We start from the raw sequence: 18509 nt of genomic DNA on the forward strand, positions 1-18509 counted from the left end.
GGATTATTACGCCGAAGGCAAATCCCTGCTGGATTCGGCGATAGAAGCCGCCCGCGTCCGCTTCCGCCCGATCATCATGACCTCGCTGGCCTTCACCCTCGGCGTCGTGCCGCTGGCGATCGCGACCGGCCCGAGCGCGGCGAGCCAGAACGCCATCGGCACCGGCGTCCTCGGCGGCATGATATCAGCCACGGTTCTGGCCATCTTCTTCGTCCCGGCCTTCTTCGTCTTCGTGCTGAAGCTGATGTGCACGAAACGCCCGGTTCTGGACGAGGAAACCCCGCAGCAAGAAACCCGACCAACCGCCCCGGCCACCCACCCCTGACCCGATGACCGGCGCGCTACCTCCCGGGCTTCGAAAGGAGCCCGGGAGTTTTTGTTTGTGAGAGCCAGGAAACGCGTCGGAGAGACTCTTCACAAAGAGGCAGATGTGGTCTGAGCCTGCCGCTTTGCCCGTTTCCGTCGCGTGCGAATGTCTACGCCGGATAGGCAGAAACAGGCGAATCGGATTGCCACTCTTCCAATGTCCTGAGAGCATTCCTGATCAACTGTGGCGCGGATATCTCCAATCCCTGCTCCCAGATCCAATCGAGCAACGGCTTAGCACCGCCTTCCTCGCCCCGCCCTGCTGCCTCGGCTGCATCAACCACGAAGCCCTTGACGGTCTCCAGGTCACATACAAGGCGATGGACCATTTCTTCCAGATATATGGTGAAGCCCAATTGCTCCTGCGGGAAAATGCTTTCCTCGGCCAGACTGATCAAAGTCTGTTGCCACATTTCCTGAAATTCTGGTCTGTTCACGTAGTTGATGTCCGTCCCAGCCCTGCGGATTGCCACAAGACCGAAACAAAGCAGCCATGTCTTTTCCCTGAGCTTGACATACTCCAGCAGTTTCGTGCTGTTCGCCCAAGTCTCTTCCTTGTTGTCGTTATCTTGCTTTGTATAAAATGGCTTCGGGATCAATTCGAACATGTTGCGAGCGCGCCACATGATTTCCTTCGAGAGAACCCTGGCATACAGAATGAGAATCTTGCGTTCATCATCATCGACTTCGGAAGAGCCGACATCCTGTGAGGAGCTGGCGTCGGGCACGGATTTTCGGGGCGCAGGCCCCTCGGATATGAGGCTCATAGGCGAGGCAATTTTGGTTACTGAACCCTCTTCCGGCATCGGCAGTGCACCCACCAGCCAGAACGCTAGGGCGACGATCAGGTACAAGCCCCAATCGATTGCCTCAACGCCATTCCGGGCAAATGACAGCAACTGAAAAAGGACGACGACCCCCGCAATGGCAATGCAGACATAACGCGACACCATCGCCGGATTGATTCTCATATGTTCCCCCTGCACAAGCGACGGGACCATAATGCCCGGCGCGGCGCAAAGCTACCGTCCCCACCAATGGATGCATCGCGCCTTCTCGATGACCGGATAAGACAAGCCGGTTGGCCGCCCGGCTCGCCCCTAGCGGCTGATCTGCATATACCGGTCCGGGTGCTGCAGGACTTCAAAGCCGAGCTTGGCATAGAGCGCATGCGCATCGCTGGTCGACAGCATCCAGCGCTTGACCGTCGCAAGATCGGGATGGTTGATGGCGCTCTCGGCAAGCCACATGCCAAGCCCCTTGCCGCGATGCTCCTTCAGCACGAAGACATCGCGCAGGTAGGCAAAGAGCGAACCATCCGTAACCACCCGCGCAAAACCCGCCTGCGCCCCATCAGGGCCGTAAAGACCGAAAGGCATGGAGCCTGCAATCGCCTTCTCCACCAGATCGCGGGCAATACCCGGAGACCAGTATGCCTCCTCGGCAAGGAAGCGGCCGATCATATCAAGATCGAGGCGGTCGCGATCGGTGCTCACGGTATACCCATCCCGGCTCCACTCGAAAGCGCGGGTTTCATTCGGTAGAAGCTGCATGCTGTGATCCTGAATGTCGGTGGGGCCGGTCTGCGGACGCAGCGGTGATGCCGCACGATATGCCCAACGACATCGATTTCAAGCCGGCCCTCATCGCGATCATCGGCCTCCCGACAATGAACGCCATCCTGATCGTCGAATTCGCCGAGGTTTATTATGCTGAAGGCAAACCCTGCTGGACTCGGCGAAAAAACCCTGCCCGCGTCCGCCTCCGCACGATCATGATGACCTCGGTGGCCTTCACCCTCGGTGTCGGGCCGCCGGCGATCGCTTCAGGCCCGGGCGCGGCAAGCTAGAACGCCATCGCCACCGGCGTGCTTGGCGGCATAATTTCTGCAACGGTGTTGGACATCTTCTTTGTGTCGACCTTATTCGTTTTTGTGCTGAAGCTGACGCGCACCAAGCACCCTGTCCTCACGAGAAATCCCCTCGACAAGAGCCCCCACTCCTGACCCGGTGACCGGTGCACATTCATGCCGAAAACACAGGCATGTAACGCAATGGGCTCACTGGCGTGAAAACCAGTTAGAATCTGACGAGCCGAAAGCACATTCCTGATTGCAAGTATGTTTTGAACCTTAGTGCAGGCAAGTCTGTACCTAAGACGCAGAGATACGATTGAAAAACCAAGTTTCCGCAGCCATATTTTCTAACGTTAGTTGCGAAACACCCTCCGACTCAGGCACAACCGTAAGCACGGAGGCCTGAATGAGATATAAATCCTTTCACATCAAAAATTTCAAAGGCATCAAGGACACTACCGTAGCTCTCGATGCTATCGCAGGGGCTGGAGTTTTTGCTTTCGTCGGTCTCAATGAAAGCGGCAAGACTACAATTCTAGAAGCGATACATAGCTTCTCACCTGACTATGCCACCAGCGAGCTTCTTAGCGGCGCGAAGGATGTGGGAGTGCCGTTCAAAGACCGTGTACCGCGCCACCTGATTTCTGATTTCTCAGGAGAAGTTTCAGTCCAAGCAACCGTAATCTTGAGCGCTGAAGACAAAGCGGCCATCGCTCGAAGAACGCTGGCCGAACATCAGCTCTATCTAGATATTGATAGGTTGCCTGATGAAGTGATCTTGGAAAGGCACCAGCGGTTCGTTAACGGAGATTTTGTTAAGTCATTCTTCTCACTTCGCACTGGTGTCTATGTGAAGGGGAAGACACAACGGAAATGGCGTGACGCTAGTTCGCCTGAAACCGTTTTGATCCGCAATATGATCAACAGTTTTACTCCGGACATCGCCTATTTTCCGACATTTGTTTTTGATTTTCCAGAAGAGATATATCTCACTGATCGCGGTGGCGTCGTTGATAAGTTTTACCGGCACGTCTTTCAGGATATTCTGGATTACGACAGCCGTGGCCACACCATCGAAAAGGACATCGTCCGACGTGTCCGACGCGAAGAACTTACTCTTCCTTGGCTCAGTTTCTTGCCAATGTGGGGTAAGCAAGATGACCGCGAGAAAATCCAGCATGTCATGGATCGGGCAGGTGCGGCGGTAACTAGGTTAGTATTTGGGCGCTGGAATAAAATATTCGGTGAAGACACCAAAGGCAAAGAGGTCGTTATTTCTTTTGAAATTGTAGAAGGCGAGAAGACTGACAATGCCGGCAAAAAGACGAAGACCGAAGAGCACGACGTCAAGATAAAATTTCAAATCAGAGATGGAACTCGTCGCTTCAACATCAACGATCGCTCGCTTGGTTTTAGATGGTTCTTTTCGTTTATGTTGTTCACGCAATTCCGGGTCGCGCGCTCTAGTTCAGTTTCTCGGCCGCTTCTGTTTCTGTTCGATGAGCCGGCCTCGAACCTACACGCTGCCGCGCAGCAAAAGCTGATCGAAAGCTTTCCGGAAATTGGAAAAAATGAGAACGTTCTAATGTATTCGACGCACAGTCACTATATGATCGAGCCCAAGTGGCTTGAGCAGACATTCATCGTGACTAACCGTGCAGACGATCCGAGCTCATCTATTCTCGATGAGATCTCACTTGATGACGAATCCCTAGATATTCAGGTGGCCACTTACCGATCATTCGTGAATGAAAACCCGAGTCAAACCAGCTACTTCCAACCCATCTTAGACCGGCTCCAGGTCGTTCCATCCCGCTTCGATATTAAGCGAAATTCAGTCATCGTTGAAGGCAAGTCAGACTATTACGTGCTGCGCTATGCAACAAAGCTGCTGGCATTCAAGGACCTTGCCATATTGCCCGGTCTTGGCGCAGGAACGTTTGGCGCGCTAGCGGCTCTCCATGTTGGCTGGAATCTTAATTTCCTTTTTTTGCTAGACGGCGATGGGCAAGGAAAAATCGAGAGAGAGCGGTACGAGAAAGAATTCGGTGTTCCTGCAAATAAGTTAGCTACTCTTGACGAACTCGTCACCGGTGCGACCATGATCGAAGATTTGCTTGACGCGGAGGCAATGGAGATTGTTCGACAGTCACTCCAACTGGCCAAAGCGCCAACGAAGGGCCAGATTAGGCGCTTCTTCCAAGAGCGCTTGGCCAGCGATACCGCCGAACATCTGGGCGCGACCTTCGAAGCACGGTCTAAAGCTCTCCTCACAGAGTTGAAGAAACGACTGAAAGGCTGAGCACGCGCACAATCTCGAAGGCCAATTTATTATATCAAGCCATAGTTAGTGCGCTGGTATACCGCCTTTCAGCCAAATCTCCCTTTTACACAGCGAGTTACTGACCACAACTCTCCGCTCACTCCCCCACCACCCCTCCAGCCTTCCTCCAGGCATCAATCCCACCCTCGATATGACACGCACTCCCCATCCCGGCATCCTGCGCCGCTTGCACGGCCATCGCGGACCGCTCCCCGAACGCACAATAAAACACCACCCGCTTCCCCGTCGCCACCGCCAGCTCATGCAGCATCCCGCCCGCTGACAGGTTCTCCTGCAGATCCGCATAGGGCGCATGCAGCGCGCCCGGGATCACCCCATGCCGCTCCCGTTCGCTCCTCTCGCGCAGATCCACGATGACGACATCGCTGCGCCCCCTCAGCCCCAGCGCATCCCGCGCACTCACCGCCCAGCCCTTGCGGGCGATCTCGTCCTGGTGGAGCCCGATATGGATGTTGGCGGGCACGGCGACGTCCATCATCTTGGGGTTGGGCAGGTGCAGGTTGTTCATCAGGTCGACATATTCGTCGATCGATTTGACCTGCAGGCGCGGGTTGAAGCGTTTTTCCTCGCCGATGGTGGAGACCGTGTCGCCCTTGTAGTCGTGGGCGGGGAAGAGCAGCGTTTCCTCGGGCAGGCGCAAGAGCTTGTTGAAGATCGAGTCATATTGGGCGCGCGGGTCGCCGTTCTGGAAATCGGTGCGGCCGGTGCCGCGGATGAGCAGGGTGTCGCCGGTGAAGATGCGGTCGCCCATCAGGTAGGAATAGGAATCGTCCGTATGTCCGGGCGTGTAGAGCACGTCGAGGCTCATGCCCTCGATCGTCACCCGGTCGCCTTCGGCAACGCGCATGGCGACGACATCGGCCTTGGTCTGTTCGCCCATCACGGTGATGCAATGCGTCTGGTCGCGCAGCGCGCCGAGGCCGGTAATGTGATCGGCATGGAGGTGCGTATCGACCGCCTTGACCAGCTTAAGGTCCAGCTCGCGCACGAGCTGCATGTAGCGATCCACCTTTTCCAGCACGGGATCGATGATCAGCGCCTCGCCGCCGCGCCTGGAGGCGATGAGATAGGTATAGGTGCCGGAAACACTGTCGAAAAGCTGTCGGAAAATCATGGTCGTCTCCGTGATGTGCTCATCTCGATCTAGCCAAGCGAACGGATACCGGCTCCAGGGCGCGGTGCGTCCGTTCGGACGCACAATGGACGCTCTGTCTTTTCAATCTACGCATCAGGCTTTCCGAAAATCGAATCCGATTTTCAGGCCGATGTTGTGGCCGATGATACGCTCGCATGGAAAAAAGCGGAATATGGAACGAGGACGGATGCACACTCCCGCCCTCGCCTCTTTGGATGACCTTCCCTAAGGGCAAGCTATTCATTCCCTTACGGGAGGCAGGACCTTTCAGGTCAGGATCGGCTGCGGCACGATGCGGATATAGGGCTTCGGCTCCTTCCAACCCTGCGGATAGAGCTGCTTCGCCTCATCATTGGAGACCGACCCGGCGATGATCACCTCGTCGCCCGGCTTCCAGTTCACGGGCGTTGCCAGGCGATGCTTGGCGGTCAGCTGCAGGCTGTCGATCACGCGCAGGATCTCGTCGAAATTGCGCCCCGTCGTCATCGGATAGGAGATGACGAGCTTGATCTTCTTGTCCGGCCCGATGACATAGACATTGCGCACCGTCTGGTTGTCGGCAGCCGTGCGTCCCTCGGATGTCTCGCCTGATGCAGCCGGCAGCATGTCGTAGAGCTTGGAGACGGCAAGCGTGGGATCGCCGATCATCGGGAAGTTCGGCGCCATCCCCTGCGTCTCGGCAATATCCATCGCCCAGCCGGAATGCCTGTCGACCGGATCGACCGAGAGGCCGATGATCTTGACGCCGCGCTTGTCGAATTCCGGCTTCAGGCGCGCCATGTAGCCGAGCTCCGTGGTGCAGACCGGCGTAAAATCCTTCGGGTGGGAAAACAGGATGCCCCAGTCCTTGCCCAGCCATTCATGGAAGCTGATCATGCCGTCGGTGGTCTCGGCGGTGAAATCGGGGGCGATGTCGTTGATGCGCAGTGACATGGTCTTGGTCCTCTTGGTTTGCCGGCCGCCTCGGCCGGGGTCACGAAATCTGGGTCGATCCTCTCTGCGCTGCCTAGGGTGTGTTGCCATCGCCAGCGCCGGATGTACGATGGCGACATTACGCTTGCGCCCGTTCCTCCAGCGTTCCCCGAGCCAGCGTTCGCTGCGGCGGGCGGGAACGCCGGCACGGGCATTTTTTCGACATGGCATTTTCGAGACATTCCGGGCCGCGATCGGGCCTGATCTGACAGGGGCATAATGTGAAAATTTCTCTGGAGCTGCTCGGCCGCTTTGCGGTCCGCGTCGATGGTGCCGAAATCCCGGCCGCCGCCTGGAAGCGAGACCGCGCCGCCGCCATCATCAAGCTGCTGGCGCTCTCGCCAGAGCATCGCATCCACCGCGAACAGGCGATGGAGGCCTTCTGGCCGGATCTGGATGCGGACGCCGCCGGCGCCAACCTGCGCAAGGCGCTGCATTTCGCCCGCAAGGCGCTGGGCGCGCCTGATGCGATCGGCATAACCAAGGAAATCGTCGCCATCTCGCCCGACGTGGAAATCGACACCGATGTCATCAGGTTCGAGACCGCCGCAAAGGCTGCACTGCGCAGCAGGGATGCGGCCGAATGCGAGGCCGCGGCCGATCTCTATGGCGGCGCGCTGCTGCCGGACGACCGCTTCCTCGAATGGCTGGACGCACCCCGCCAGCGCCTGCAGCAGCTCTATGTGGAGACGCTGCGCGCTGGCAAGCTGTGGCGCCGGCTGATCGCGCTCGACCCGACCGACGAGGAGGCGCAATGCGCCCTCATGCAGGCAGCCCTTGATGCCGGCAACCGCACGGAGGCGATCCGCCAGTTCGACCAGCTGCGCGAAAAGCTGCATGCCGAGCTCGGCGTCGGCCCCAGCCGCCCGGCAATCGAGCTTTACGAGCGGGCGCTGGCTCTATCGGGCGCGCAGCCGGCAGCCCCGGTGGAGCGGATCCGCGCAGCCCTTGCCTGGGCGCTCGTGCATCTGCAGAGCGGCGAATTCGCAAAAGCTGCCGATCTCGCCCGCCAGACCCGCGCCGACGCGCTGGATGCCGGCCTCGGCCGCGAGGTCGGCGAAGCCGGCGCCATCCTCGGGCTCACGGCCCATATGCAGGGCCAGTGGCGAGAGCTTTTCCGCAGCGAATTCACCGAATGGGTGAGGAAGCGCAGCGCCTTCGTGCCCGCCGTCTTCGATGGCCATCTCTGCCTCGCGGAATTCTGCCTTTGTGACGCCCGCGGCCACGGCCTCATCCATGAGAGCGCCGAGGAGCTGCTCGGTGTCGCCGACGAGGCGAAATCCGTGGCCGGCCGCGGCCTCGCATGCCTCATCCTCGGCGAAATCGCCCGCTGCGCCGGCAATCTCGATGAGGCCGAGCGGCTGCTTGTTGAGGCCGAGCGCCTGCATGTGGAAGCCAATGCCATATCCGGCCGGGTGCTGGTGCTGGAGCGGCTGGCCGAGATCGCGCTTGCCCGCGGCCAGAAATGGCGCGCCGCCCGCTTCATCCAGAAGGCATTTGCCGATGCGCAGGCCTCCTGGCTGTCAGGCCACCTGCTCTTGCGCCTGCAGGCGCTTGCCGTGCGCTCCGCCACCAGCAAGGAAAAGGTCGCCGAAGCCATCCTCACCGGCGACCGGCTGCTGACCCCGGGCGCCTGCCAGCCCTGCTCCATGGGCCTGCGCACGGCATCCGCGATCGCGCTCGCACAGGCGGGCAATCTCGACCAGGTCGACCGCCGCCTGAACGAGGCCGAACGCATCGCCGGCATGTGGCAGGGCGGCCCCTGGGCGGCTGCTCTCTGGGAGGCCCGCGGCGTCCAGCGCCAGGCCCAGGCCAACAGAATCCGCGCCGTCGCCGCCTTCGCCGAGGCCGCCGCCCGCTATGAGGAACTCGGCCGGCCACTCGATCAGGCGAGATGCCTCGCCCAGATGGATGAGGCGCAGATGGCCGTGGCGGTCTGACAAGTCAAAAAGCCTGCCAAGTCTGCGTTTTAACTGTGCAAAAATTAAACAAATACCCGGCGGAAAGCTCCGCCGGGTATTTATTAAGCAACAGCTGAAATAATTTCGCCGCGATTTAAAAAGTGAAATTGCGGTTCCATTATTCAGGCCTACAATGTTCCACGCTGGATGCTGCAAACCCAGTGGAGAAGGGTTGCCCAACCTGTTGAACCGGGCGGCCCTTCTCCTTCCTTTACCGCAAGCGCGGATCTGTTGCTATTACATGCGTAACATCGTGAACAGGCATTGAAGAAATCCCCAGGGCGGACGGGGCTGCACGAGGACGTGATCTACTTTTCATTGAAGAACACAATCTGCGCCCTAGAACGTTCGGGGGGACGTTTGAGGGAATGTCGATGATAAGAGAGAAAATGTCGGCGAGTCAGACGCCGATGCAGGAAGAAGATGTCGCTCTTTGCCAGAGCGTCTATGACCATATCTGTGCGGCACGGCATATCGCCACGGACGGCGAACGCGAGGAACTGGCGATCCAGATCCTGCATTTCTATCAGCATGGCGTGAAGGACCAGGGCAGCCTGGAGCGGCTGTTGCTGTAGGTGGAAGACGGCGCATTGCGCAGGGTATCTGCCTAGGGCACCCCTACCCGTCGGCCGCTCCTGCGTAATGTCCCGGCCCAGCCCCGATCTCTGCAGCAAAGCAGACTGGCTTTCGCGCCTATGCTACACTCCCGCTCGAGAGCATGCTCATCGAGGGGACCGGCATGGAACGCAAGCTCGCAGCCATTCTCGCCGCCGATGTCGCCGGCTATTCGGCGCTGATGGAGCAGGATGAGGCCGGCACGTTCCAGCGGCTGAGGGCGGATCATAGAGAGCTGCTGGAGCCGGAAATCCGCCAACATAATGGCCGCATCTTCAAGCTGATGGGCGATGGCTTGCTGGCCGAATTCGGCAGCGTCGTCGATGCGGTGGAATGCGCCGCCGCCCTGCAGCGCGGCATGATCAGGCGCAATGCCGATGCTGCGGAAAGCACTCCGCTGGAAATACGGATTGGCATCAATCTCGGCGAGGTCATCGTCGAGGGCGAGGATCGTTATGGCGAGGGCGTCAACATCGCCGCCCGCCTGCAGGCCCTTGCCGAGCCCGGCGGCATCTGTGTTTCGGCCAAGGTTTCGAGTGAGGTTTCCGGCAAGCTTGCCTTTGCCTTCGAGCCGATGGGCGAGCAGCGGGTCAAGAACATTGCCGAGCCGATCGCCTGCTACCGCGTGAAGTTCGATCAGGGCATGTCTTCCCGCGCCGGGCCGCGGGCGCCGAAAAGGATCTCGATCGCCGTCCTGCCCTTCAGCAACATGAGCGGCGACCCGGAGCAGGAATATTTCTCCGACGGCATCACCGAAGACATCATCACCGACCTCGCGAAAATCTCCGGCCTGCATGTCATCGCCCGCAACACGAGCTTCACCTACAAGGGCCGGGCCGTGAAGATCGAGCAGGTCGCCCGCGAACTCGGCGTCGGCTTCCTGCTGGAAGGCAGCGTGCGCAAGGCCGGCGCCCGCGTCCGCATCACCGGGCAGCTCGTCGACGGCCGGGATGGCAGCCACCTCTGGGCGGAGCGCTACGACCGCGAACTGACCGATATCTTCGCCATACAGGACGAGATCGCCCACGCCATCATCGAGCAGCTGAAGGTCAGGCTGCTGCCGGATGAGAAAGCGGCGATCGACGCCACGCCGACGGAGGATGTCAAGGCCTACACCTATTACCTGCGGGGCCGGCAATTCCTGCACATGTGCTCGAGATCCTACATGCTGCTGGCGCGGCGCATGTTCTCGAAGGCGGCCGAGATCGACCCTGATTATGCGCGCGCCTATGCCGGCATCGCACTCTGCGATTCCGTTCTCCACTCCTGGCAATATGCCGATATCTCGATCGAGGGCATCCTCGCGACGAGCGCCAGGGCGCTGGAACTCGATCCCGATCTCGCCGACGCCCATGCCTCGCGCGGCCTCGCCCTGCAATATGGCGGCCAGCGCGATGAAGCCGCCGCCGAATTCGAGCTGGCGCTCACGCTCGATCCCGATCTGCATGAGGCAAACTATTTCTTCGCACGCTTCTTCTTCGAAAATGGAGATTTCGAACGAGCCGCCACCCTGTTTGAACGCGCCACGCAGCTGCGGTTCGACGACTACCGCTCCGCCGCGCTCCTGGCCTGCATCTATCTCAAGCTTGGCCGCCGGGCCGACATGCAGCGGGCCGGCCGGCTGGGCCTGGAGCGGGCCGAACGCGAACTCAGCCAGCATCCCGAGAATTCGAGCCCTGCCCAGCTTGGAGCATTGATGCTGGCCTATCTCGGCGAATGCGACCGCGCCAGGGAATGGGCGGCGCGCACGCTCGCCATCGACCCCGATGATCTCAACGCCATGTACAATATCGCCTGCGCCTATCTGAACATGGGAGACCAGGAAGCGGCGCTCGATCTCCTGGAAAAGGTCCTCCCGATCGCCTCCGTGCACCGCCACTGGTGGACCAGCGATCCGGACCTCGACACGATCCGCGATCACCCGCGGTATAGGAGGCTGGTGGAGGCCGTGACGGCGAGCGGGTGATCAACGCAGTTGACCTCCGCGTACAAGCCCTACCTAAACCCCGGCTGACATGCTGAGGAGGCTAAGGTGACGGCACTTATCGAGGATTACGCCCTTATCGGCGATTGCGAGACCGCAGCACTCGTCTCCAGAAACGGCTCGATCGACTGGCTGTGTTTTCCGCGCTTCGACTCTCCCGCCTGTTTCGCCGCCCTGCTCGGCACCGAGGAGAACGGCTTCTGGTCGCTCGCACCTTCGGGCGGCAAATACAACACCACGCGCCGCTACCGCGACGACACGCTCATTCTCGAAACCGAATTCCAGACCGAGACCGGCACCGCTGTCGTCACCGACTTCATGCCGTTGCGCGATGGCACCAGCGACCTGATGCGCATTGTCGAGGGCAAGAGCGGCACCGTCGCCTTCGACATGGAGCTCAACCTGCGCTTCGATTACGGCCGCACCGTTCCCTGGGTCACGCATGGCGAGGATGGCGGCATCACCGCCATTGCCGGCCCGGACAGGCTGACGCTGAATTGCGCCGTGCCGCTGGAAGGCCGCGGGCTGAGCACGGTCGGCTCTTTTGAGGTCGCGACCGGCGAACAGCAGATCTTCACGCTGACCTGGTCGCCCTCGCATCTGCCGCAGCCGGCCCAGCGGCAGGTGGAATATGCACTGCCGGATACGGAGGAATTCTGGCAGTCCTTTGCCGCGAAATGCCCCAAGGTGGGCAAGTGGACGGAACAGGTGAAGCGCTCGCTGATCACGCTGAAGGCGCTCACCTACATGCCGACGGGCGGCATCGTCGCGGCGGCCACGACTTCCCTGCCGGAAAAGATCGGCGGCCCGCGCAACTGGGATTACCGCTATTGCTGGCTGCGCGACGCGACGCTGACCCTGCTCGCCCTGATGAAGCTCGGCTACTACGAGGAGGCGAGCGCCTGGCGCAGCTGGCTGCTGCGCGCCGTTGCCGGTGCGCCGGCTCAGATGCAGATCATGTATGGCGTCGCCGGCGAGCGCAACCTGCTGGAATGGCAGGTGCCCTGGCTGCAGGGCTACGAAGGCTCCGCGCCGGTGCGCATCGGCAATGCCGCCGCCGAGCAGGTGCAGCTCGATGTCTATGGCGAGGTGGCAGATGCCTTGCTGCAGGCGCGCAAGGGCGGCCTGCCGCCGCATCACCGCGGCCGCGAACTGGCCATCGCCATCCTGCCCTTCCTGGAAAAGGTCTGGGTGCAGCCCGACGAGGGCATATGGGAAGTGCGCGGCGAGCGCCAGCATTTCACCTATTCCAAGGTCATGGCCTGGGTGGCCTTCGACCGCGCCGTCCAGATCGCCGAGGCGGACGGCGAGCCGGAAGAAGCCGCCCGCTGGCGCGCGATCGCCGATCGCATCCACGCCGAGGTCTGCGAAAAGGCCTTCAATGCCGAACTCGGCTGTTTCACTCAGACCTACGGCTCGAGCGCGATGGATGCGAGCCTGCTGCATCTCGGCATGGTCGGCTTCATCGCGCCGGACGATCCGCGCTATGTCGCGACCGTCGAGGCGGTGGAGCGCAAGCTGCTGCGCGACGGCCTGCTCCTGCGCTACGAGACGCAGGAAGTGGATGACGGCCTTCCACCCGGCGAAGGCGCTTTCCTCGCCTGCAGCTTCTGGCTCGTCGACGCCTACTACATGATCGGGCGGCAGGAGGATGCGCTGCAGCTGTTCGAGCGGCTGCTGGCGATTTGCAACGATGTAGGGCTGCTGGCGGAGGAATATGATCCGGGGTCAAAGCGCATGCTCGGGAATTTTCCGCAGGCGTTCAGCCATATCGGGTTGATCAACAGTGCGCTGAACCTGGCGCGGGCCGAGGGGCCGGCGGATCAGCGCTCGGCGTGATGGGTGGGTGGCGGCAACACCCGGAGCCCCCTCATCCGCCCTTCGGGCACCTTCTCCCCGCTGGGGAGAAGGGGTCTTTGCCGCGATGCCTTGTGCAACTTCAAGCGTCTCTTGTTGCAAGCGGTGCCGCGTGTTCCCAACTTCTCCCCTCGGGGAGAAGGTGCCCGAAGGGCGGATGAGGGGGCTGCAGGCGCAAACCTTGCCCATCTCTTTGACTCGATGGCGGGCGAAGCAACACCCCCACTATTCCAAAATCCCGAACGATTCATTCGTTTCCCTTTTGTACTCTCAACCCCTTCCATTTCCGCATGACAACAGCCATATTCCGCGCATGGTAAAATCTCCGAAGAAATCCCCCGCCTCGAATGGTTTCGAGGAAGCTCCCCAATCGTCCTTTGAAGGCGCCCCGCTCAGCGGCAGTGTCGCCGACTGGGTGAAGCAGCTCGAAGCCGATGCCGAGCAGGCAGGCGTCGAAAGCCAGCGCGAAATCGCCTCCAAGGCGGGCAAGCACCGCAAGAAGGTGGAGAACGAGGCGCGCAAGCATACGGAGGCCGTCAGCGTCAACAAGAAGGCCACCGTCAGCAAGACGGCGCGCGGCGTTTCCATCGGCGGTTCGAGCGACCCGAAGACCCGCGCCGCGGCCGGCCTGAACCCGGTCGCCGGTCTCGATATCTCGCTGGAAGATGCTGGCAGTCTCGCCAATGGCGGCGTCACCGCGACCGTCGAGGCGCTCTCCAAGCTGATCGAAAGCGGCAACCCGCTGCACAAGAACGGCAAGATCTGGACGCCGCACCGCCCTGCCCGGCCGGATAAATCCGAAGGCGGCATCTCGATCCGCATGGCCTCGGAATACAGCCCCGCCGGCGACCAGCCGACGGCGATCCGCGATCTCGTGGGCGGGCTGGAGACCGGCGAGCGCAGCCAGGTCCTGCTCGGCGTCACCGGCTCAGGCAAGACCTTCACCATGGCCAAGGTGATCGAGGAGACCCAACGCCCGGCCCTCATCCTGGCGCCGAACAAGACGCTGGCCGCCCAGCTCTATTCCGAATTCAAGAATTTCTTCCCCGACAATGCGGTGGAATATTTCGTTTCCTACTACGATTATTACCAGCCGGAAGCCTATGTGCCGCGCTCCGACACCTATATCGAGAAGGAAAGCTCCATCAACGAGCAGATCGACCGCATGCGCCACTCGGCGACGCGCTCTCTGCTCGAACGCGACGATTGCATCATCGTCGCCTCCGTCTCCTGCATCTACGGTATCGGCTCGGTCGAAACCTATACGGCCATGACCTTCCAGATGAATGTCGGCGACCGGCTGGACCAGCGCCAGCTGCTGGCCGATCTCGTGGCCCAGCAATACAAGCGCCGCGACATGGATTTCCAGCGCGGCTCCTTCCGCGTGCGCGGCGACACGATCGAAATCTTCCCGGCCCACCTGGAAGACGCAGCCTGGCGCATAAGCATGTTCGGCGACGAGATCGACGCCATCACCGAGTTCGACCCGCTGACCGGCCAGAAGACCGGCGACCTGAAATCGGTAAAAATCTACGCCAATTCGCACTATGTGACGCCACGCCCGACGCTGAATGCCGCGATCAAATCCATCAAGGAAGAGCTGAAGGGCCGCCTGGTGGAGCTGGAAAAGGCCGGCCGCCTGCTGGAGGCGCAGCGCCTGGAGCAGCGCACCCGCTACGATATCGAGATGCTGGAAGCCACCGGCTCCTGCCAGGGCATCGAGAACTATTCGCGTTATCTCACCGGCCGCGACCCCGGCGATCCGCCGCCGACGCTGTTCGAATATGTGCCCGACAATGCCATTGTCTTCATCGACGAAAGCCATGTCACCATTCCGCAGATCGGCGGCATGTACCGGGGCGACTTCAGGCGCAAGGCGACGCTGGCCGAATACGGCTTCCGCCTGCCCTCCTGCATGGACAACCGCCCGCTGCGCTTCGAGGAATGGGACGCCATGCGCCCGGATACGGTCGCCGTGTCGGCAACCCCCGGCGGCTGGGAAATGGAACAGGCCGGCGGCGTCTTCGCCGAACAGGTCATCCGCCCGACCGGCCTCATCGATCCGCCCGTCGAGGTGCGCTCCGCCCGCAGCCAGGTGGACGACGTGCTCGGCGAAATCCGCGAAACGGCCGCCAAGGGCTATCGCACCCTCTGCACCGTGCTGACCAAGCGCATGGCCGAGGACCTGACCGAATACCTGCATGAACAGGGCGTGCGCGTGCGCTACATGCACTCCGACATCGACACGCTTGAACGTATCGAGATCATCCGCGACCTGCGCCTCGGCGCCTTCGACGTGCTTGTCGGCATCAACCTGCTGCGCGAGGGCCTTGATATTCCCGAATGCGGCTTCGTCGCCATTCTCGATGCCGACAAGGAAGGCTTCCTGCGCTCCGAAACTTCACTGATCCAGACGATCGGCCGCGCCGCGCGTAACGTCGACGGCAAGGTCATCCTCTACGCCGACAACATCACCGGCTCCATGCAGCGCGCCATGGACGAGACGGCCCGCCGCCGCGAAAAGCAGGTGGCCTATAACGAAGAGCACGGCATCACGCCCGAAAGCGTCAAGGCCAAGATCTCCGATATCCTCGACTCGGTCTACGAGCGCGACCACGTCCGCGCCGATATATCCGGCGCCTCCGGCAAGGGTTTTGCCGATGGCGGCAACCTCGTGGGCAACAACCTGCAGGCMCATCTCAACGCGCTGGAAAAGTCCATGCGCGACGCCGCCGCCGACCTCGACTTCGAAAAGGCTGCCCGCCTGCGCGACGAAATCAAACGCCTCAAGGCGGTGGAACTGGCGGCCATGGACGACCCGCTGGCCCGCGAGGAAGCCAAGGCCATGGAAGGCATCAGGCGAAACGCCAAGGCGACCAGCGAGTCCCTTCCCCCCACCGGGGGGAAGGTGCCCGCCAGGGCGGATGAGGGGGCCACCCCCACCACCCCCTCCTACTTCGCCAAGCCCGAACTGGACGAAATGGGCGGCCGCAACGCCCGCCCGGTCCCCGCCGACGGCAAGACCCTCTTCCGCCGCAACTCGCTGGACGAGATGACGGTCGGCCGCACGGAAAAGCCGGTGACCGGCCATATGCCGGAGAAGCCCGATGCCGCGAAGGGCACGAACCGGTTTTCGCCGTTGCTGGAGGGGCAGCCGGAGCGGGATGATGGTGTGCGGCCGCTGGTGCGCGGGAAGACGGGTGTCGGCAGCTATGAGGATCCGGTCGATCAGAAGCGCAAAGGGCGGACGAAGAACAAGACCGGCCGGCCGGGGCGGTAATGAAGACGTTTCCTTTGCCGTATATAAACGCCTGACTTGATCAGGCGTTTTGTGTCCAGAAGGAAGGCGCCATGTCCGATACTATCCTGCGCTACGTCCCCACCGATCCTTATTGGCAACCAACCCCGGAAACCGCCCTAAGGCAGTCTCCTTGCTGGAAACGATCGCGCCCAATGCAGACGAGGTGAAAGCGCGCTTCGAGGATGAGGTGCGCTTCTTCGATCCCAATCGCCGAGCCTGGTACTAATATCAGAATAGATCTTCATCTCTATTCGCCCAGTGTCTTTGGCGCGCGAGCTCCTCTCGGAAAAGCGCTTTGAGGAAATCAAAATCGCGAATATCGACCACATCGTTACTGTGAATGTGCATAAAAAATGCGCATTCACCAATAAGTCTTCTTAGCAAACTCAGCGGATTAGGATCAGCTGTATTTTCTGCGTGACTAACAAGGCCGAATTTCTTCAGATAATATATTTCTTGTCTTAGTCGCCGGCGACGCAACCTTGGCACAGCAAGCCTTTTATTGACGACGATTCCAGTAACTATCTGCCTATTCGATTGCTTCAATATCCGTGTTTTGTCTTTATTTAATTCCAGGCCCAATTTACCAAGATGGTTCCTAACGAACTCTATCAGCCCTGCGACTGCAATATCCGTGCCCGAGAAACACATATCGTCAGCATATCTCGTATACCGAATTTTTCTCTCAGTGCAGAAGGTCAAGATAGCTTCATCAACGCTTCTCAATATAAGATTGCTTATACTTCCGCTTGTGGGAGAGCCTTGAGGAACAAACCCTTTATATGTGCATAGCTTAGATAGAAGAACAGAAACCGCTTTCGTGTAACCAAGATTAAAGAAAAAATCATAGACGTGATGAGAACTTATTCCGCCAAAGAAATCCTTGACATCTAGTTTTATAAGCTTTTCCTGGCCGAGATGAAGTCTGGCGTTTGATTTAATTGATCTACCAACAATATATGAATTAACGCATTTAGCCGGCGAAATTTTGGAGAGTATATTGTCTAATATCCATCGCTGGATCATTTTGAGGATCGGCAAGGGTTCGCAAATTGTGCGAAATCCGTCGCGTCTCTTAGGAACCTGAAAAACTCTGTAGTAGCGATCCGGATTATTGGAAACGCCATATATATATCGTCCATCCACACCGATCATCAAAGAGAAATGGTCGGCAGACAGGATAGCTGGCAACCCCTGCTCACTCAATTTTCCGCAGTATGCAGATAAATTTTCTTTCGCAGCAGTTCCAATACTCTCATCGAGAATAAGGTCGATTTCGCGAGTGATTAACATAGAGAAACGGGTTCGCTCAGTTACAAGTATATCATGATCGATAGAAGATCGATCCGCGACGAAGGAGCTTGGCGCATAAGCGAGTGAGCTCCTGCAAGCGAGTGTTGCGCCAATGGCTCGTTCTCTGCTTCATTTCAAATGCACGTCGACTCGACGTACGGCGGGTGGGTTACCCCTACTCGCCATTGCTAACCCTCTCGGCAATTTGCCGAGCGAGCGAACCCGTAACGCGATATTGCATAACAGCAGGGCTCTCATCAAGTAGCATTTCCCTAAGTGGATCAATCATATCAATCTTGTGCGACTTACCCAATTCATGAAGTCGGCTGACACCAAGTTTAGTCACTTGGTAATCTCCGGCAGAGAATTTTATATACCCGAGACGCTCCAAGCGACGACTTACAAGAATAACTGCTGATGGATTTAGATAGATATCTTGCGGTAGACCCTGCTTGAAAAAAATCGATCTCAACAGAGCATACTCTTTGCTTCTTACGCTCGCTTGAAAGGCGCCGGCCATTTTTTGTCCTTTCCGAGAGACCAGAAGATGGGCAGTGTGTTATTCGGTGTTCGTTTAAGGCTTAAGAGCGCCTCGGAGGCATTGCGTCCCCGCTGATCAATAGCATCTACTTCCAGTGGTGCTTCGATTTTGTCGTAAATGGCATAGCAGCTTGCGGTGTCGCGGCCTTCGGCGGCCAGATAATCAGCGATGGCGCGATCTTTGAGTTCCGAAGTAGCAACGTAAAAACCACCTTGCTGCAACCGCTGAGAACCTGCACGCATTGCAGCCACACAAGCGACACCCTGCAGTGATACTTGAGGATAC

Annotated in this window: 14 protein-coding genes and 1 pseudogene; 8 read left to right on the forward strand and 7 right to left on the reverse strand. The window is 59.5% G+C overall.

The genetic code is table 11. The features are described 5' to 3' along the window. On the forward strand, positions 1–325 hold a 325-nt coding region (locus tag AC1DF8_RS35635; RefSeq protein ID WP_478157471.1), incomplete at its 5' end, for an efflux RND transporter permease subunit. 151 nt (positions 326–476) lie between these two features. On the opposite strand, the gene AC1DF8_RS35640 is transcribed toward AC1DF8_RS35635, so the two are convergent. After that, entirely contained in the window at positions 477–1337 is an 861-nt protein-coding gene (locus tag AC1DF8_RS35640) for a hypothetical protein (protein WP_478157473.1), read from the reverse strand. Between the two features lie 129 nt (positions 1338–1466). Beyond that, positions 1467–1919, reverse strand: a complete 453-nt coding sequence (locus tag AC1DF8_RS35645; RefSeq protein ID WP_478157475.1) for a GNAT family N-acetyltransferase — start codon at positions 1917–1919, stop codon at positions 1467–1469. A 41-nt stretch (positions 1920–1960) separates the two neighbouring features. Here AC1DF8_RS35645 and AC1DF8_RS35650 point away from each other — a divergent pair. Further along, positions 1961–2379, forward strand: a pseudogene (locus AC1DF8_RS35650) (efflux RND transporter permease subunit); the annotation flags it as partial. 248 nt (positions 2380–2627) lie between these two features. After that, entirely contained in the window at positions 2628–4523 is a 1896-nt protein-coding gene (locus AC1DF8_RS35655) for an ATP-dependent nuclease (RefSeq protein ID WP_478157477.1), read from the forward strand. Between the two features lie 118 nt (positions 4524–4641). Here AC1DF8_RS35655 and AC1DF8_RS35660 read toward each other — a convergent pair whose 3' ends face one another. Together AC1DF8_RS35660 and AC1DF8_RS35665 are read right to left on the reverse strand one after the other, a co-directional pair. Next, positions 4642–5679, reverse strand: a complete 1038-nt coding sequence (locus tag AC1DF8_RS35660) for an MBL fold metallo-hydrolase (RefSeq protein ID WP_478157479.1) — start codon at positions 5677–5679, stop codon at positions 4642–4644. A gap of 288 nt (positions 5680–5967) precedes the next feature. Beyond that, positions 5968–6633, reverse strand: coding sequence for a peroxiredoxin (locus AC1DF8_RS35665; protein ID WP_112971999.1), 666 nt, complete (start codon positions 6631–6633; stop codon positions 5968–5970). A gap of 260 nt (positions 6634–6893) precedes the next feature. Here AC1DF8_RS35665 and AC1DF8_RS35670 point away from each other — a divergent pair, with 260 nt between their 5' ends. The 5 genes from AC1DF8_RS35670 to uvrB all read left to right on the forward strand — a co-directional run bounded on the left by AC1DF8_RS35670 (position 6894) and on the right by uvrB (position 16369). After that, a complete protein-coding gene (locus AC1DF8_RS35670) occupies positions 6894–8612 on the forward strand; it encodes an AfsR/SARP family transcriptional regulator (protein ID WP_478157481.1) in 1719 nt (572 codons plus the stop codon). Between the two features lie 410 nt (positions 8613–9022). After that, on the forward strand, positions 9023–9208 hold the full coding sequence (locus AC1DF8_RS35675) for a hypothetical protein (RefSeq protein WP_246715509.1): 186 nt from the start codon (positions 9023–9025) through the stop codon (positions 9206–9208). A 164-nt stretch (positions 9209–9372) separates the two neighbouring features. After that, a complete protein-coding gene (locus tag AC1DF8_RS35680; RefSeq protein WP_478157483.1) occupies positions 9373–11214 on the forward strand; it encodes a TPR end-of-group domain-containing protein in 1842 nt (613 codons plus the stop codon). A gap of 66 nt (positions 11215–11280) precedes the next feature. Next, on the forward strand, positions 11281–13071 hold the full coding sequence (locus tag AC1DF8_RS35685; protein ID WP_478157485.1) for a glycoside hydrolase family 15 protein: 1791 nt from the start codon (positions 11281–11283) through the stop codon (positions 13069–13071). A 331-nt stretch (positions 13072–13402) separates the two neighbouring features. Next, positions 13403–16369, forward strand: a complete 2967-nt coding sequence (gene uvrB, locus AC1DF8_RS35690; protein ID WP_478157487.1) for an excinuclease ABC subunit UvrB — start codon at positions 13403–13405, stop codon at positions 16367–16369. 249 nt (positions 16370–16618) lie between these two features. Here uvrB and AC1DF8_RS35695 read toward each other — a convergent pair whose 3' ends face one another. The 3 genes from AC1DF8_RS35695 to AC1DF8_RS35705 form a co-directional block, all read right to left on the reverse strand. Continuing rightward, positions 16619–17683, reverse strand: a complete 1065-nt coding sequence (locus AC1DF8_RS35695) for a reverse transcriptase family protein (RefSeq protein WP_478157489.1) — start codon at positions 17681–17683, stop codon at positions 16619–16621. A gap of 175 nt (positions 17684–17858) precedes the next feature. Then, entirely contained in the window at positions 17859–18203 is a 345-nt protein-coding gene (locus tag AC1DF8_RS35700; RefSeq protein WP_478157491.1) for a hypothetical protein, read from the reverse strand. After that, the coding region (locus AC1DF8_RS35705; RefSeq protein ID WP_478157492.1) for a hypothetical protein at positions 18176–18509 on the reverse strand (334 nt) is incomplete at its 5' end. The genes AC1DF8_RS35705 and AC1DF8_RS35700, both read right to left, overlap by 28 nt.

It is taken from the genome of Rhizobium sp. 05N49, from assembly GCF_056396805.1.

Excerpts from the sequence above, each read along its gene's own strand:
- AC1DF8_RS35640 (WP_478157473.1), bottom strand. The coding sequence starts at position 1,337 with ATGAGAATCAATCCGGCGATGGTGTCGCGTTATGTCTGCATTGCCATT.
- AC1DF8_RS35645 (WP_478157475.1), bottom strand. The coding sequence starts at position 1,919 with ATGCAGCTTCTACCGAATGAAACCCGCGCTTTCGAGTGGAGCCGGGAT.
- AC1DF8_RS35655 (WP_478157477.1), top strand. The coding sequence starts at position 2,628 with ATGAGATATAAATCCTTTCACATCAAAAATTTCAAAGGCATCAAGGAC.
- AC1DF8_RS35660 (WP_478157479.1), bottom strand. The coding sequence starts at position 5,679 with ATGATTTTCCGACAGCTTTTCGACAGTGTTTCCGGCACCTATACCTAT.
- AC1DF8_RS35665 (WP_112971999.1), bottom strand. The coding sequence starts at position 6,633 with ATGTCACTGCGCATCAACGACATCGCCCCCGATTTCACCGCCGAGACC.
- AC1DF8_RS35675 (WP_246715509.1), top strand. The coding sequence starts at position 9,023 with ATGTCGGCGAGTCAGACGCCGATGCAGGAAGAAGATGTCGCTCTTTGC.
- AC1DF8_RS35680 (WP_478157483.1), top strand. The coding sequence starts at position 9,373 with ATGGAACGCAAGCTCGCAGCCATTCTCGCCGCCGATGTCGCCGGCTAT.
- AC1DF8_RS35695 (WP_478157489.1), bottom strand. The coding sequence starts at position 17,683 with ATGTTAATCACTCGCGAAATCGACCTTATTCTCGATGAGAGTATTGGA.
- AC1DF8_RS35700 (WP_478157491.1), bottom strand. The coding sequence starts at position 18,203 with ATGGCCGGCGCCTTTCAAGCGAGCGTAAGAAGCAAAGAGTATGCTCTG.